At 41.6% G+C, this 16,431-nt stretch carries 13 protein-coding genes; 5 read left to right on the top strand and 8 right to left on the bottom strand.

The window, feature by feature from the left end:
* Positions 1 to 216 precede the first annotated feature (216 nt).
* The 4 genes from ACLOAU_RS11105 to rhaT all read right to left on the bottom strand — a co-directional run bounded on the left by ACLOAU_RS11105 (position 217) and on the right by rhaT (position 6,378).
* Entirely contained in the window at positions 217 to 1,530 is a 1,314-nt protein-coding gene (locus ACLOAU_RS11105; protein ID WP_427861940.1) for an FGGY-family carbohydrate kinase, read from the bottom strand.
* A gap of 87 nt (positions 1,531 to 1,617) precedes the next feature.
* Complete coding sequence (locus tag ACLOAU_RS11100) at positions 1,618 to 2,892, bottom strand: sugar isomerase (protein WP_427861939.1); 1,275 nt, start codon at positions 2,890 to 2,892, stop codon at positions 1,618 to 1,620.
* A 190-nt stretch (positions 2,893 to 3,082) separates the two neighbouring features.
* The gene (locus ACLOAU_RS11095; RefSeq protein WP_427861938.1) at positions 3,083 to 5,203 is read right to left on the bottom strand and encodes a bifunctional aldolase/short-chain dehydrogenase; all 2,121 of its coding nucleotides are present in this window, start codon (positions 5,201 to 5,203) and stop codon (positions 3,083 to 3,085) included.
* Positions 5,204 to 5,253: 50 nt separating this feature from the next.
* The gene (rhaT, locus tag ACLOAU_RS11090) at positions 5,254 to 6,378 is read right to left on the bottom strand and encodes an L-rhamnose/proton symporter RhaT (protein ID WP_427861937.1); all 1,125 of its coding nucleotides are present in this window, start codon (positions 6,376 to 6,378) and stop codon (positions 5,254 to 5,256) included.
* Between the two features lie 171 nt (positions 6,379 to 6,549).
* On the opposite strand from rhaT, the gene ACLOAU_RS11085 reads away from it, so the two are divergent.
* Positions 6,550 to 7,497 carry a 1-acyl-sn-glycerol-3-phosphate acyltransferase gene (locus ACLOAU_RS11085; protein ID WP_427861936.1) on the top strand — a complete coding sequence of 316 codons (948 nt, stop codon included), beginning with the start codon at positions 6,550 to 6,552 and terminating at the stop codon, positions 7,495 to 7,497.
* 52 nt (positions 7,498 to 7,549) lie between these two features.
* On the opposite strand, the gene ACLOAU_RS11080 is transcribed toward ACLOAU_RS11085, so the two are convergent.
* Together ACLOAU_RS11080 and fusA are read right to left on the bottom strand one after the other, a co-directional pair.
* On the bottom strand, positions 7,550 to 8,032 hold the full coding sequence (locus ACLOAU_RS11080) for a lipocalin family protein (protein ID WP_427861935.1): 483 nt from the start codon (positions 8,030 to 8,032) through the stop codon (positions 7,550 to 7,552).
* 168 nt (positions 8,033 to 8,200) lie between these two features.
* Complete coding sequence (gene fusA, locus ACLOAU_RS11075) at positions 8,201 to 10,351, bottom strand: elongation factor G (protein ID WP_427861934.1); 2,151 nt, start codon at positions 10,349 to 10,351, stop codon at positions 8,201 to 8,203.
* A 448-nt stretch (positions 10,352 to 10,799) separates the two neighbouring features.
* Between fusA and ACLOAU_RS11070 the strand changes: the two genes are divergently transcribed.
* Positions 10,800 to 11,480 (top strand): metal-dependent hydrolase, encoded by a 681-nt coding sequence (locus tag ACLOAU_RS11070; protein ID WP_427861933.1) that lies wholly within the window; start codon positions 10,800 to 10,802, stop codon positions 11,478 to 11,480.
* A gap of 7 nt (positions 11,481 to 11,487) precedes the next feature.
* Here the strand turns inward: ACLOAU_RS11070 and ACLOAU_RS11065 are convergent, their stop codons facing one another.
* Positions 11,488 to 12,009 (bottom strand): META domain-containing protein, encoded by a 522-nt coding sequence (locus tag ACLOAU_RS11065; RefSeq protein ID WP_427861932.1) that lies wholly within the window; start codon positions 12,007 to 12,009, stop codon positions 11,488 to 11,490.
* On the bottom strand, positions 11,991 to 12,260 hold the full coding sequence (locus ACLOAU_RS11060; RefSeq protein WP_427861931.1) for a hypothetical protein: 270 nt from the start codon (positions 12,258 to 12,260) through the stop codon (positions 11,991 to 11,993). Before ACLOAU_RS11060 ends, ACLOAU_RS11065 begins: the two co-directional genes overlap by 19 nt.
* Positions 12,261 to 12,398: 138 nt before the next feature.
* Between ACLOAU_RS11060 and ACLOAU_RS11055 the strand changes: the two genes are divergently transcribed.
* From ACLOAU_RS11055 to ACLOAU_RS11045, 3 genes are all read left to right on the top strand, one after another.
* Entirely contained in the window at positions 12,399 to 15,383 is a 2,985-nt protein-coding gene (locus ACLOAU_RS11055) for a DUF2135 domain-containing protein (RefSeq protein WP_427861930.1), read from the top strand.
* A gap of 58 nt (positions 15,384 to 15,441) precedes the next feature.
* Positions 15,442 to 15,855 (top strand): hypothetical protein, encoded by a 414-nt coding sequence (locus ACLOAU_RS11050; protein WP_427861929.1) that lies wholly within the window; start codon positions 15,442 to 15,444, stop codon positions 15,853 to 15,855.
* A 156-nt stretch (positions 15,856 to 16,011) separates the two neighbouring features.
* Positions 16,012 to 16,254: a hypothetical protein gene (locus tag ACLOAU_RS11045; RefSeq protein WP_427861928.1), complete on the top strand. Its 243-nt coding sequence runs from the start codon at positions 16,012 to 16,014 to the stop codon at positions 16,252 to 16,254.
* The last annotated feature ends 177 nt before the right edge of the window (positions 16,255 to 16,431 follow it).

The raw sequence follows: 16,431 nt of genomic DNA, 5'->3' as shown, positions 1-16,431 counted from the left end.
ATATTAAGGATGATTTATCAGGAACGGCCTTCATTGGCCCAGGTGGTGATATGGCGAAGTACAACCCTTAACGGGTTGTGGTAATAGTTGTAGTGGTAGCAGTAGCTACAACGTAAACCTGGCTGATATGTGTATAGTTGTTATACATGAACCTGCACAAGATAAGGCAGGATTAAAATACAAACAAATATTTTTTGGTAAAGGCTATAGTCCCGCTTAATATTTCCTGGTGCTGATCACATTATCCGGAAGATTGAGGTGGTTCCAGTCTTGATGAAGTGCCATTGCCGCTCCCATAGCGGTAGCCTGTGACACTGAAGCCGCAAATACTTCTGTTTGAGGATAAACTTCGGCTAATAGCTGCATGTAAGTTTCGTTTTTAGCAAAGCCGCCGTCAACAAAAATCTTCTTAACCCTGTCATTATATACAAGATCAGTGGAGCGCTTTTGTGCAATGATGACCTGCCTGATGAAGTTAATGTACGCAGCTTCGTAGCTTACATAATTGGATACATCAAAATCGTTTAAATCTTTTAAAGCCGGTTCATCTTTTAGCAGGCTTTTATCATAAGCTATTTTTTCAAAATAGTTAGGTACTTCTACAAAGTACTGTGATAATTTTTTGATGATCTGTTCGTGGGCGTACCCGGCAAACAAACGTGAAGATTTCACCGTGTTGCCCTCATAAGTCATATAGCAAAGACAATCTTTTTCCAGCTCTTCCTTCGTCAACGGCGTATCATTAAACGCATTCATGCTGATACACCAGGTTCCGGTAGAGATTAACAGGAATGGTTCATTTACATTTTGAATATAAGGAATAAAAGCAGCCGAGCTATCGTGCAGGCCAATACCACATTTAAGCGGTTTACCATTGTAAATAATATCTATCGCTTTGGCTGAAGAAAACACCGGAGCCAACTTAGTATCTATACCCTCTTTTACTACCCAATCATGGTAGCTATTCTTACGATAGTCCCATAGGGCAGTGTGACAACCAATGCTGGTAATATCAGAGTACTTCCGGCCGCTGATCAGATAGCTCAGGTATTGAGGAAAATGGAGAGAGGACCTTGTTTTATCAAACAGCTTTGCCTTATCGTATTTTAAGGAGTAAAGCTGCAAGCCGGAATTCAGGTTCCCTAAAGCCGGCGACGCGGTAGCAATAGCCACTTCTTCTTTTGTTCCGTAGGTAGCGTAAAACTGTTCTTCTGTTTTAGCGGGATAGGGCTTAAGATAGTTATATAAAGGTGTTACAGGAACATCCCTTTCATCCAGGTGTACAAAGCTGGCGCCATACGCCGAAAAGTTAATTGCCTTGATATCGTAAGTATTGCTATCTATATACTTGTTTAATGTATCCAGCACCCATCTGTGTAAGGCTGTTATATCTTCGCAGGCAAACCCATCCTCGTCTTCAATTTCCGCAAAGTTTACAGATACTTCTTCTACAATTTTATAGTCTTCATTAAACAGGAAAAACTTTTTGTTTGTTTTTCCGATATCGAATATTGCAATAACAGGAATCAAAACAATTGAAATTTGAGATTTGAGATTTGAGATTTTTGCACTCAATTCTCAAACTGTGAAAAATTGAAATCGCTAAGCCGACAAAGATTATAGCCCGGTTGCTACCGTTTTTTCTCCTCTTTTGCCAATCAGCTGTTGCCTGATTTTTTCTTCTCTGAACAACTGCAATGGGCTTAAGGCAGCACCGGCTCTTAACCGGGCCTCAGCCAATACCGGGCGCAGGTCGGTGCGATAAGCATCCTGTAAGATTTCCTGGGCACCTGCTACATCATTATTCAGCTGAGCTTCATTTAATGCTTTGCTATCTACCAGCAAAGCTTGAGCATAGGCCAGGTTGATGGCCTCAACACTCTGTAAAAGATCTTCCAGCGGATCTTTAATATTATGGCTCGCATCGATCATCCACCCCAGGTCGGTAGCATGATTCAATCCGCGGGCATCCATCCCTTCTACCAGCTCTTTAAATATTAAGAACAACTGGTAGGGCTTAATACTTCCAACAGTCAGGTCATCATCGCCATACTTGCTATCATTAAAATGGAATCCGCCCAGCTTTTTCTCGTTCAGCAATAAAGAAACGATTTGCTCAATGTTAGCATTAGGTAAATGGTGACCCAGATCTACTAAGGTATAGGCCTTTTCGCCCAGCTTATTAGCATACAATAATGACTGTCCCCAATCGCCCACCGTTGTGGAATAGAAATTCGGTTCGAATGCTTTATACTCTACAAATATTTTCCAGTCATCCGGCAAAGCACTGTATATACTTTGCAGGCTCTCTAATGTATTATTAAATGCATTTCTGAAATTTAGCTGTCCGGGAAAGCTGGAACCATCTGCTAACCAAACCGTTAAAGAAGTGGAACCTAATTCCTGGCCATATTTGATCACTTCAATATTATGATCAACAGCCTGCTGACGCACACCCTTATCTACATGCTGCATAGAACCAAACTTATAGCTCAGCTTCTGATCTCTCTGATCCTGGAAGGTGTTGGAATTCATTGCATCAAACTTCAGGTCGAAGTCAGCCGCCAGATTTTTTATAGCTTTCGCATCAGTAGGGATATCCCAGGGAATATGCAGCGACACCGCACCACTGCTGCGATTGAGCTGGTGAAGCAATCCAATATCTTCTATTTTTTCTTCCAGGGTGGAAGGTTCACCCCCACCGCTAAAACGGCCAAATCTTGTACCACCGCTTCCCAGTGCCCATGATGGAATAGCTACCTGGAAATCTGTTAGCTTCTTAATAATGCCTTCTGCATCAGGAATGATTCCGGATACATAATCAAAGCCCCTTTTATGCTTTGCTAACCCCTTCTCGTTATGTGCATCTATCTGCGATTTATTAAGAATCATGAATCAAAATATTTTTTGACGATTAAGTAATGTTTTTATAACAACCATTGTCACTGCCGGGTTGTATTACCTGAGTTTTCTTATCCTAATCAGGTCCTGAACCTTCTTTAAAGCGTTTAAAAAACGGGTTAGCCGACTGGAAAATCACCAACCCTTGTTGCTTTGCTATATGAAGATTTTTAATTTTTTGTTATCTCACGAATGCCTGTGCCACACCGCCGTCTACGTTCAGTATATTACCTGTCGATTTGTTCAGCAAGCCGCTTACAAATACAAAACATGCGTTAGCAATATCATCCGGAAGAATGATCTCGTTCATTAAAGTACGTTTTGCATAATAAGCTGGTAATTCTGCTACAGTAATACCATAAGCTTTGGCGCGACCTTCGGCCCAGCCACCTGCCCAGATATTGGAATCGGAGATCACCGCATCAGGATTAACAGTGTTTACACGGATCTTATCGCCTCCTAACTCTGCTGACAATAAGCGTGAAAGATGCGCCTGTGCTGCTTTTGCAGAACCATAGCCGGCATTATTCGGACCCGCTACTATTGAGTTTTTAGACACAATATTGATGATATCACCACCAATGGCTTGCTTGCGCATAATCTTAACAGCCTCTTTTGATACCATAAACTGGCCCTTTACCAGGATATCATATAAACGATCCCATTCTTCGATAGAATGTTCTGTTATGCTTTTTGATATACTGATACCTGCATTATTTACGATAATATCTACACCACCAAAAGCCAGAGCAGTATTGGCCAGTGCCGCTTCGATAGAGGCGGCATCAGTTACATTCAATGTTACAGCAGCTGTTGAGTCTTTACCAAAAGCTTTCCGGAACTCTTCAGTTGTAGCATCTATCCTTTCCTGGTTAATATCGTTGATAATTACACAAGCGCCTTCAGCAGCAAATTTCTTAGCAATTGCCTTACCAATACCGCCACCGCTGCCGGTGATCAGCGCAATACGGCCACTCAATGGCTTTGGTTTTGGCATACGTTGCAGCTTCGCTTCTTCCAGCAACCAGTATTCAATGTTAAATGCTTCTTGTCTGGGCAAAGATGTGTATTCAGAAATAGCTTCAGCTCCACGCATTACGTTAATCGCATTCGTGTAAAATTCTGCAGCTACTCTTGCCGTTTGCTTATCTTTTGCAAAGGCAAACATACCTACACCAGGATAGATAATGATCACCGGGTTCGCATCCCGGATAGCCGGGCTATTCGCATGTTTGCAGGTGTTATAGTACTCCTCGTACATTTTACGGTAATCCTCAAATAGAGGAGCGATCTTTTCTTTTACTGCAGCTACATCATCCAGGTTCTCGTCTGTTGCCAGGTTCAATACCAATGGGCTGATTTTTGTACGCAGGAAGTGATCAGGACAAGAAGTTCCTAAAGGGGCTAATCTTTCCAGGTCGTTGGAGTTGATGTATTGCAATACGCGATCATCATCAGTAAAATGACCGATCATTTTTACATTAGAAGAGCAGAAACCACGAAGAACAGGAGCTAAAGATGCAGCCTTGCTCAAACGCTCTTCTTTTGGAAGCGACTGGATTTTTTCACCGCCAAAAACAGGTCCTTTTTTACCCAGGTTTTGTTCGATATACTCCGCACATTTCTCAATTACCTCCAATGTGTTGATATAGCTTTCATAGGCAGTATCTCCCCAGGTAAACAAGCCGTGCGAACCTAACATGATACCACGGATACCAGGATTTTCATCCAGGCATTGTTTCAACATCAGGCCTAACTCGAAACCTGGTTTTTGCCAGGGCACCCAACCAATGGTACCGCCAAATAATTCTTCAGTTATTTTTTTACCATCTTTTGCTGCAGCAATAGCAATAGCAGCATCAGGATGTAAATGATCTATATGTTTGAATGGTAAAAACCCATGTAAAGGAGTATCAATAGAAGGCGCTTTGGAGCTCAGATCATAAATGCAATGATTGAATAATTCTACCATTTCATCTTCATGCTCCAAACCACGGTATACATTCTTAAGGCTACGTAATTTATCTACGTATAAAGCAGCCAGACCACTCCTTTTTAAAGTACCCAGGTCTCCACCACTGCCTTTTACCCACATCACTTCTGTATCCTCACCGGTAAGCGGATCTTTAGCTGTTGCTTTGCAGGATGTGTTTCCTCCGCCATAATTGGTAAGGCGTAAATCTGCTCCTAATAAATTGGAACGATAAATCAGCAATGCTACCTCATCCCCAGCGAGCTCAGCAGCTTTTGCCTCATCCCATAAATAACTTACATGTTTGAAAGTTGTTGTGTCTGTTGCCATAACGATATTTGTTTGTGCTCTCTTTTATACGAGATATATTTTTATACTTTTTATTTCATTGAGTTACCCAATCCAACCAGCAGTACAGATGCCAGAATCACAACAATTCCTGCAATGACTGTTTTCATTGTTTTCTTACTAACGCCCTTCCATTCTTTCAGGATCAACCCCCATACATTGGCTATTAAAATAATAAATGCCATGTGGAGTATCCACGAGCTCGGCCCGTTGCCCATTTTGCTTTCGCCCATACCATAAAAGAAAAACTGTAAAAACCAGGTAGTACCTGCCAATGCACAAAAAATGATATTTTTTAAGATCGGCACTTTTGAGTTCGTGTAATCTCCAAATGTTTTATTGCGGGCATTCAACAATAAACACCATATTAAGTTAGTAGTAAGACCTCCCCACAGAATAATGATGTAAGAAACGTTGTTCTGATATAAGAACTCACCCTGACCGGGATTAGCCGCTTTCCATAATTCATTAGCTGTATCAGCCATTGGTTTTGCGGCTTCGATTCCAAAGTTGAAGCAGGCACTTAATACCCCGGAAATGATGGCTACTACAATACCAAGACCGAATTTATACTCGTCCTTACCAGAAAGATGCACCTCCGAATCTGCATTTCCTACCGCATGCGGATCGGAGCTTTTGGCGCCGCTGCCTGCCAGTTCCTTTTCCTTCATCATCCCTGCTTTACCGCAGATAACAATACCGATAACGCAAACCAGCAAGCCCGCTAATACTGTTTGCCCCCAGGAAGTACCGGTGAGCAAACCAATGGTATCTTTGCCTTCAGCCGGGGTAAACTGGTAGTAAATGGCTGGTATCAATGCACCGAAAACCATGCATAGCCCTAATATAACACTACTTCCCAACGACACACCGAGATACCTTACGCCTAAACCATAGGTAAGGCCGCCAATACCCCAAAGTAAACCGAAGAAATATGCGTAGCCCAGTGTACTACCGTTAGAAGTTGTAATAATTTCCCAGAAGTTAGGAATAGTCAGCCAGGCTGCCAATGGTGGAACGATCAGCCACGAAAAAAGGCCGCCAACGATCCAATACGACTCCCATGCCCAGCCTTTTACTTTTTTATATGGAATGTAAAAACTTCCTGAAGCAAAGCCACCTATAAAATGAAAAATAACACCGAGTAAAGCGTTCATGAATTATAATATTTTCTATGCAGTAAGCGAAATCATTAGAAGCCGAAAATAAATCAATCAAAAAGGTCAACTGTCATGCACTGTCATGAATTATTGTAGTTTTTACAAAAATTAAGAAAATAGAAGCTTTTATACTTATTTTGATATATTGCCAATATAACTTTTTGCAATTTGCTTTACAAGCTCCTGAAAATATATGTTCGCCTGGCTATTCATTTATTTTGCCATTCTATTGATGTAGATAAAAGATGGCTGCTGCAAATGAAAGGCCCGATATTGATTGCCGCTAATCATCCAAACTCTTTCCTCGATGCCATCCTCTTTGATATCCTGTTTGATATTCCTATCACATCGCTGGCACGTGGCGACGCTTTTAAAAACAAACGTATTTTCAAGGTATTGCGATCACTTAAAATGCTGCCGGTGTATCGCATCAGGGAAGGTGCTGAATACCTCAACACCAATTATGATACATTCGACTCCTGTATAGTACTATTCAGGCAGAATGAAGGCGTATTAATATTTAGTGAAGGGCTTTGCGTGAATGAGTGGCATTTACGCCCGCTTAAAAAGGGCACGGCCAGGCTGGCTTTCAAGGCATGGGATGCGGCTATTCCGTTAAAAGTGCTCCCGGCTGGTATTAATTATAGCTCATTTCGTAAATACGGCAAGAAGGTAATTGTACATTTCGGAGACCTTATAGAAGCCGGCAATTTTGAAGGCGTCATAACAGACGGAGAAAAGAACACGCAGTTCAATAACATACTAAAAGAAAGACTGCAGCCGCTTGTTTATGAAATTGACCCTGCCGATAAAACGGAGCTGAATAACAAATTCGGAACTACAGCTCCAATCAAAAAGTATCTTTTAGCAATACCTGCATTGTTGGGTGCGCTGCTACATGCGCCCATTTACTGGTTCGCCAAAACCATCTTTCACCTGTTTTTTAGTGATACAGATCATCATGATTCGATGATGCTGGGTATTTTGTTACTTACCTACCCTTTTTATGTGCTGCTCTTTTGCTACCTGTGTTGTAAAACGGCAATGCCATGGGCACTGGTGCTGCTGCCGTTTACAGCATGGGCTTACTGCAACTATGACGTAAGAAAAGGATAGACCTTTTAAAGCCTGGCGACCATGACTATCTGATTTTCCGCAAAGGCCCGGATTATTTCACCATTGTCAGCTCATATTGCACCACCCCTGTAGGACAAGAGGCAGGAGCCTCCCAGCCGGGTTCCCCTGTAGTATCGAATACACCGCAAGTCCCTACCAGGTCCACACCCTTTATGACCAGCCTATCCCTAGTTAAGGAAACGATGGAATATTCAATGCTTTTACTAGAAGAAAAAACAACAGTTAATTTTTGCTTATCGGAACTTAAACTCCAGGCTCCGGGCTTTTGATCGGGACAATCATCACATGATTGCTGAACAAATATGCCGCCCGTCCGAAAATTCCAAATTTCAGATGACGGGTTAACTTGTACAGTATTATCATATCCTTTCTCAAGAATCTGCCGGGTTTGTGGCTGCCATTTTTTTGCGATCAATACCTCAGGCAATGAGTCGTTCAGTTTCGTATCCGACCCTTTACTACAGGAAAGCAGGGTTGCAAAGAGAAAAATGACGGAGTAGTTTTTTAGGTTCATATTGGTGCTATTTGATTTGCAAAGATACTAATTTCCAGGTAGTTAACCAACAACTGGCTATTCAAGAGAGGCGCCACCCTGCCGACATCAAAAGCCCCGACTCTTGGGCCGGGGCTTTAATATTTAAGGAAACTACCTGTTCACTATTCCCTACTCACTGTTCACAAATTAAGCAGTTACTTTACCTTTTGTTTTTGCAATCACTTCTTCAGCGATGTTATTTGGCGCCGGAGAATAGTGCGAGAACTCCATGGTAGAAGAAGCACGACCAGAGCTTAAAGAACGCAATTGAGTTACATAACCAAACATTTCGCTCAACGGAACTTTTGCTTTGATTACCTGAACACCGGCACGGGTATCCATACCTTCCATCATACCACGACGACGGTTCAAGTCACCCGTTACATCACCCATGTACTGCTCAGGAGTTAATACCTCAACTTTCATGATTGGCTCTAACAAGATAGGTTTTGCTTTTCTGCCTGCCTCGCGGAAACCTTGTTTAGCACAAAGCTCGAAAGACATTGCATCAGAATCCACTGCGTGGAAGCTACCATCAAATACACGGATCTTCAGGTTATCTACAGGGTAGTTAGCCAATACACCGCTTGTCATTGAAGTTTCAAAACCTTTCAGAATTGCAGGGATAAATTCACGGGGAATAGATCCACCAAAAATATCATTTACGAACTGGAAGTTCTTATCAGGATTTTCTTTTTGCCATTCTTCATCAACAGGTCCCAGGCTAAACTGGATATCGGCGAACTTACCACGACCACCGGTTTGTTTTTTCAAAGTTTCACGGTGTTCTACAGTTGTATTGAAAGCTTCTTTATAAGCCACCTGGGGAGCACCCTGGTTAACTTCAACTTTAAACTCACGACGCATACGGTCGATGATGATCTCTAAGTGAAGCTCGCCCATACCGCTAAGGATGGTTTGACCAGTATCTTCGTCAGTTTTTACACGTAATGTAGGATCTTCTTCTACCAGTTTAGCGATAGCCATACCCATTTTATCAACGTCAGCCTGCGTTTTTGGCTCAACAGCTACAGAGATTACAGGCTCAGGGATGAACATGTTCTCTAATGTAATCGGATGGTTTTCGTCGCAAAGGGTATCACCGGTTTTGATCTCTTTAAAACCTACTGCTGCGCCAATATCACCTGCTTCGATAAAATCGATCGGGTTTTGCTTATTGGCGAACATTTTCATGATACGGCTGATACGCTCTTTCTTACCGCTTCTTACGTTTAATACATAAGAACCTGCATCTAAGTGACCGCTATAACAACGGAAGAATGCCAGACGACCAACGAATGGGTCAGTCATGATTTTGAAAGCCAATGCTGCAAATGGTTCTTTTGCATCTGGTTTACGAACCAGTTTCTTTTCAGGATCGTTAGGATCTGTACCTTCAATCGCCTCGATATCAACAGGAGAAGGCAGGTAACGGCAAACTGCATCTAAAGCGGTTTGTACACCTTTATTTTTGAAAGAAGAACCGCACATCATAGGAACGATGCTCAGGTCGATAGTAGCTTTACGGATCGCTTCGTGAATTTCATCTTCAGAGATAGAATTAGGATCTTCGAAGAATTTCTCCATTAAAGTGTCATCGTATTCAGCAACTGCTTCAACCAGTGCAGCACGCCATTCTTCAGCCTCAGTAACCATATCGGCAGGGATATCGATCTCGTCAAAAGTCATTCCTTCTGTTTCTACGTGCCAGATAATACCTTTCATACGGATCAGATCTACTACACCCTGGAAATTATCTTCAGCACCAATTGGTAACTGCAAAGGAACCGCTTTAGAGCCTAACATTTCACGAACCTGTTTTACCACGTTCAAGAAGTCAGCACCCTGACGGTCCATTTTATTTACGAAACCGATACGTGGAACCCTGTAACGGTTAGCCTGGCGCCATACAGTTTCAGATTGAGGCTCAACACCGTCAACCGCAGAAAATAAAGCGATCAGACCATCCAGTACACGCATAGAACGCTCTACCTCTACGGTAAAGTCCACGTGACCCGGAGTATCAATAATGTTGAAAGAATAGTCTTTGGTGGTACCTGCAATCGCTTTTCCTTTATCTGTAGGAAACTGCCATTTACAGCTTACCGCAGCAGATGTAATAGTAATACCGCGCTCTTTTTCCTGCTCCATCCAGTCGGTAGTAGCACCACCATCGTGTACTTCACCAATACGGTGAATCATACCTGTGTAACGTAAAATACGTTCAGTTGTAGTGGTTTTACCGGCGTCAATGTGGGCGGCAATACCAAAGTTCCTTTGAAATTTTAAATCTGCCATGATTATTCTTAATTGAATTATAAACTTTCTTATTACTTAAACAACTCATTTTCAATAAGGTAAAAAATATTTACCCTAAGTAAGAAATTTAAGGCTGCAAAGGTAAGGAAAATAACAGATTTCAAATTTAGTGTTTGAAACATTAGTAATAAATTTTTAATGGTACTGTTTGCACGCCCCTGCTCCGAACAGGATTTTGGTAAATACTCCGCAACAAACAAATAGATTCATAAGAATTGCCCTGTCAAACAAAGACGGAACAAAAAAATGCTCGCCGGTAATTAAAGCGGTACAGAAGTACAAAATATATCGCAACTACAACCCGGCATGCCAGGAGTTCTTATATAAAGGGCTCTTTCTATCATATCAGTATCTCAGCTTTCAGAATAACAACAGTTCGTTAATCAACTAAAAATATTTAGTATCTATATTTACGCAAAAAATTATTATGCAATTCACATACCTTGGTCAGTCATCTTTTTCAGTAACAATAAGTGGCAAAAAACTATTGTTCGACCCCTTTATAAGTGGCAATCCTTTAGCCCAACATATCGATATAGAAAAAATTGAGGCAGATTATATATTAGTCTCGCATGGCCATGGTGACCATATTGCCGATGTAGTGCCTATTGCCAAAAGAACCGGTGCTAAAATAATAACATCTCCAGAGGTTGCCGGCTGGCTGGGTAAACAAGGAATTGACAACATACATGAGCTTAATCATGGTGGGCCTATGCCCTTCGACTTCGGGAAAGTCAGAGCTGTTAACGCCATACATTCATCGGGCTTGCCGGATGGCTCTTATGGAGGAAATCCGCTCGGATTTGTGATCACCTCAGAAGAAATAAACTTTTATTTTGCAGGCGATACTGCCCTCACTATGGATATGCAGCTCATTCCCCTGTTTACACATTTAAATTTTGCCGTATTGCCGATCGGTGGCAATTATACCATGGATGCAGCTGACGCTATCATTGCATCGGACTTTATTAAATGTAACGAAATCATTGGAGTGCATTATAACACTTTTGATTTAATAAAAATAGATATAAAAGCTGCTGTAGATGCTTTCGCCGAAGCCGGTAAAACATTGCTGCTCCCTGCTGTTGGTGAAACTATTGAGTTTTAATTTTTCCTTATAGCAATACTTCTGTTGCCAACAATAGCAATACATTATCCTTATCAAATAATTTCAAACTGTTACCGACAACCTGGTATTTGTTAACCAGCGGTAACAGTTTGGAAAAAACTGATTCATTAGCTGCGGCATGCTGACAATACATTTCGGTTGCTGCAGCATCAGCCAAAGCGATATGATAGGTATCATCGGCAGTTACTTTAAAAGAGAACTTGTTACACCCTACTCCCCCCTGAGCTCTGGTCAGATCAGTAAGGTCTAAAAAACCTTTATCTTTTGTCAGCTGCTCATGATCTGCATTGATCATTTCCTGTATCAGCCATTTCCTACTTATCGAATTTCCCTCATCGTCTGCTGCCCTTTCTGCGGAGAAAACAGTATGCCCATCTTTAGCCAGCAAGCGTAGCTCCTTGTCGGTTACAGAAAATGAGTATACAGATTCCAGGTTCAATTTTAATGTCTGGTCTGCCAGATCATCCGGGCAGGATAATAAATGTGTACTTATATTAGCAATCTGCATTCTGCTGTTATGGCCGATTTAGGTGTGAATGAAAAATACCGGCAGCCGGCTGTTGCTCCGGAATGACGTATATCCCTTAGATCAATATAAGTATCTCCACCTATCGCCATACCATCAGCACTCTTCACCTTCCATTTATGGTGCACACTTTCTGTTTGCATGGTGCTTACCGGAGGGGCTCCCTTTCTGCTGCAGGCAGCAACTAACGATCCAGCCACCAATATATAAAGTATCCCGTAAAAACGATTCATATCAATAAGTTTTTCCTCTTTGCTAAAGTAGCGAGATTTCCCGCCACTTCAACACGACATTTTCAACACATTTCAATAATAAGGCCAGTTATTTTATGAAAAACAGGTAGCTGCTGCATCTAAGGAGAAACAGATTCTATGAGACTTTCTTTTATCGTGCTATTTATGCTAACCAGTTGGTGCTCCTATGCTCAGATGCCCACTTTAAAGGTAGGCGAAGAAAAAAACAACCCGGTTATATTAGAACAGATAGATATAGATGTAGCCATCACTGGCAATATTGCTACCACAACCATGCTACTGAGTTTTAAAAACAATGGCAGCCGGGTGTTGGAAGGAGAACTTACCTTTCCCATGCCTGAAGGAGTCACGGTAAGCAAATATGCGCTCGACATTAACGGGAAGATGCGGGAAGCGGTTCCTGTGTCAAAAGCACGGGCCACTGAAGTATTTGAAAGCATCCAGCACCGCAATATCGATCCGGGCATCCTGGAAAAAGTAGAAGGCAATAATTTCAGAACAAGAATATTTCCCTTGCCGGTTGGCGGCATACGTACTGTTATGATTGGGTATGAACAAGAACTTACCACCAATAAACATCATGATTTACAATATTACCTGCCTTTTAATTACACGCAAGCTATTCCCAGGTTTTCACTAAAAGCATCAATATGGGGAACCAAAGAAAAACCGGTTTTATTAAAACAGCCCGATGGCAGTTTCACATTTTCCGGGTACGACAATGTTTTTACGGCCAAAATGGAAAAGCAAAACTACCAGCCTGTTCAACCGCTGTTAATCAACCTGCCTAAGAAAACCAATACTTATGAAAGCATTTTGCAGCGCAATACGGATGGACGTGCATATTTCCTGATCAATGATTTCCCCGCCACTGAAAGTCGTGCCAGGCAATGGGGCAATACTATTGGGTTATTGTGGGATGTATCGCTCAGCGGCGCTGAAAGAGATCATCAAAAAGAAATCGAGCTACTGGACCAGATCATCCAACAAAAGCAAAACCTGACCATTGCATTGGGCCTGCTCAACAACCGGCTTTCCTATGGTGGCAACTATAAAATTGTGAATGGGCAATGGAGTGAGCTTAGAAAAAAACTGGAGCAGCTTACATATGACGGAGCTACTGATTACAGCGTATTAAAGCTCCCGGTATTTATTGACCAGGTACTTTTTGCCGCACTGGACGAAATACTCTTTTTTACAGATGGTATGAGTAGTTTCGGAGATGCTGAAATCCATATCAATCGCCCCATACATACCGTTACTACCAATCCGGTTGCTGACTATAGTGTATTGAAAAATATCAGTCAGAAAACCGGCGGACAGTTTATTAATCTTGGCAACCAGAGCGCGGATCAGGCTTTTGATGCCCTGGGTCAGGAATATATGCAGTTCCTGGGCGTAGAAGGACCCGGTGTAAGCGAAGTATATCCCAATATTAAAATACCGGTTATTCAATCAATATCCGTTGCGGGGCTGATCACTGATCCCGGTAATGAGATCACCTTACTTTATGGCTGGGGGAACAAAATAACGTTACGAAAAAAGATAAAAGCGGGTGTAGTAGCTAAAGACATCAGCGTGCATAAAATATGGGCACAAAAGAAAATTGCGGCCATGGACATTTATTATGATAAATACAAAGAAGAGCTAAATGTAATAGGTGAACAGTTCGGTATTGTAACACGAAATACCAGCCTGATGGTACTCGAAAATATCGACGATTATATTCGATATGACATTACCCCTCCTGCCGAACTGCTGGCGGAGTTTAACCAGCTGAAAAAAGAAAATAGGATTGCCCAAGAGCAAAGGGTAAACGATTTACTGGAGCGGGCAGCTACGACGGTAGCTGATTTAAAGGAATGGTGGCGCACCGATTTTACAAGCATATCAAAAAAAAATAAGTATCCTATTCCTTCCATCATGGCCGATTCGGCTCCTTCCACTGTTGACGCTGTAGGTACGCCTCCTCCCCCTCCGCCAAGAGTTGAGGTGCCAGCATTTACCAGCCCCAATGTGGTAAGAGACGAGGAAGTAAAAGAAGCACCTGCCATCTCCAATGTTCAAAGAAATGCTGAAATGACAATCGCTGCCATTAAAAACACCAGCATAGAAAGAGAATTACAAGGCGGGATGCCGGGTGTAACAACCGGACAAACAAAGGCAATCGATGGGACGCCGGAAATAGAGATTCCGGAATTCAAAACTGATAAAGACTATATAAAAAAACTAAATGCTGTTCATAAAACCCAGGCTTACCCCACCTATTTAGCATTGCGAAAAGAATACGAAACAACTCCATCCTTTTATTTTGATGTAGCTGATTGGTTTTATAATCAAAAGAAAGCGGATACTGCATTTATGATACTAAGCAATATCACCGAACTCTCCATCGAAAATGCCTCTTTGTATAAAATGATGGCTTATAAATTAAAACAACTAGGCAACAATGCCAAACAATTATGGACAGCAAAAAAGATCCTTGACTGGCGCCCTATGGATCCGCAAAGTACACGCGATTACGCCCTGGCGCTTATAGACAACGGTCGCTACCAGGAAGCGTTGGATGCGCTCTATTCCATACTTACTAATAGCTACAGCGCAGAAGCTGCATCCAGGGATGAAGGCATCGAAGAAGTGATTGTAATGGAAATTAATAAACTGGTGTCGCAACAGCGTAGTAGACTGAACCTTTCTAAAATCGATAAACGCATTATCGCAAATCTACCCGTTGACATTCGCGTGGTTTTGAACTGGAATAAGCCTGACACCGATATTGATCTTTGGGTAACCGATCCCAACGGCGAGAAATGTTATTATAGTTATAACCGCACCAGCAACGGTGGAAGGATCAGCAATGATTTTACCGACGGCTTCGGTCCTGAACAGTTCCTGTTAAAGAAAGCGGCGAAAGGTGAGTACAAAATAGAAACTAACTTTTTCAACGAGGACCGGTTCACCATCACCGGCCCGACTACGCTAATGGCTGAGATTTACCTGTACTATGCCAGTGGTAAAGAAACCCGTAAAATTGTAACCCTGCAAAGCGGTGAAAACGGGAAAGAAGCAGATGGAATGTTAGTTGGAACATTTAAGTTCTAAAAAAAATTTCATATTGTTGCAGTTTTGTATTTTTTCATGTCTGAAAAAAATAAAATTTATGAAAAAAACATTCCTACTACTACTTATTACTATTAGTGTCATTTCCTGTAAAAAGGATGCTGTTACAGAAACACCAGAGGAAACCACGAAAATCCCCGACAATGTAGCGGACTTTTACACAAAAATTGCCGGCACATGGAAGTTGAATGAAATGCTCTGTGCAGGGTGTGGTCCGGTAACCATGCCCAGGCAAACGATTAGCATTAGCAATAAGGGATCTATTGAAACAAACCTCGATGGAAAAATTACTTTAGGAAATCTCGATCTCACGGGAGCAGATGGCTGTTTCAAAAATTCGTTTTTATACTCATCCGGCTTTCCACAATCTATAGGTTTGGAAGGTTCAGGTGTTCTTACTATTCTTGATTGCAACAGTGGCGGCTATCGTAAATATGTAAAGGTTACCAACTAACTTAGCAGACAAAGTTTCAACCATTAGTGTGTATGCCATTCGTAATAAATAGCCGAACGTTTTTCTTAAAAAAGAGCGTCCCATCGTTGAGCTTTCTACTATAGCTGTTCAGGAGAAGAAGTTCTTACTCTCGGAAGAAATGGACAATATGAGATATTGAAAAGCGATACGGTCTATTATAGCGGTCAGTATAAAGTAGTATACACTAACAGATGTAAGGCTGAAAATCTCGAAAAAATTTTTGTCTTCCAGGATATCCGAGATGTTGGAAAACCAGCGCCTTACTACCCTTCAACAATCACCTTAGGCAATAGTAACAATAACGAATTAACTATTGCCGCTGCTCAATGTATGGTAGATATGGACGGGTATCGGTTCTATAAAAAAAATACAGAGTAAACAGCTATTTTGAATTATGCAAAAAAACCATAAGATTTCGGTCTTATGGTTTTTTTGCTGTAAGGCATACACTTAATCATGCTTCACTTGCAATTATTGGTTTGAATAAATTAAAAACTCACTATTTAGTGACTTATTTTTCCTAAAAGGTGCCAAATCTGGTATAAATCTTAAGTT

The sequence above is a fragment of the Paraniabella aurantiaca genome (assembly GCF_050309965.1).
Taxonomy (GTDB): Bacteria; Bacteroidota; Bacteroidia; order Chitinophagales; family Chitinophagaceae; genus Niabella.
Note: the sequence above shows the minus strand (reverse complement) of the source record. Positions and strands in the feature narration are given on the sequence as shown.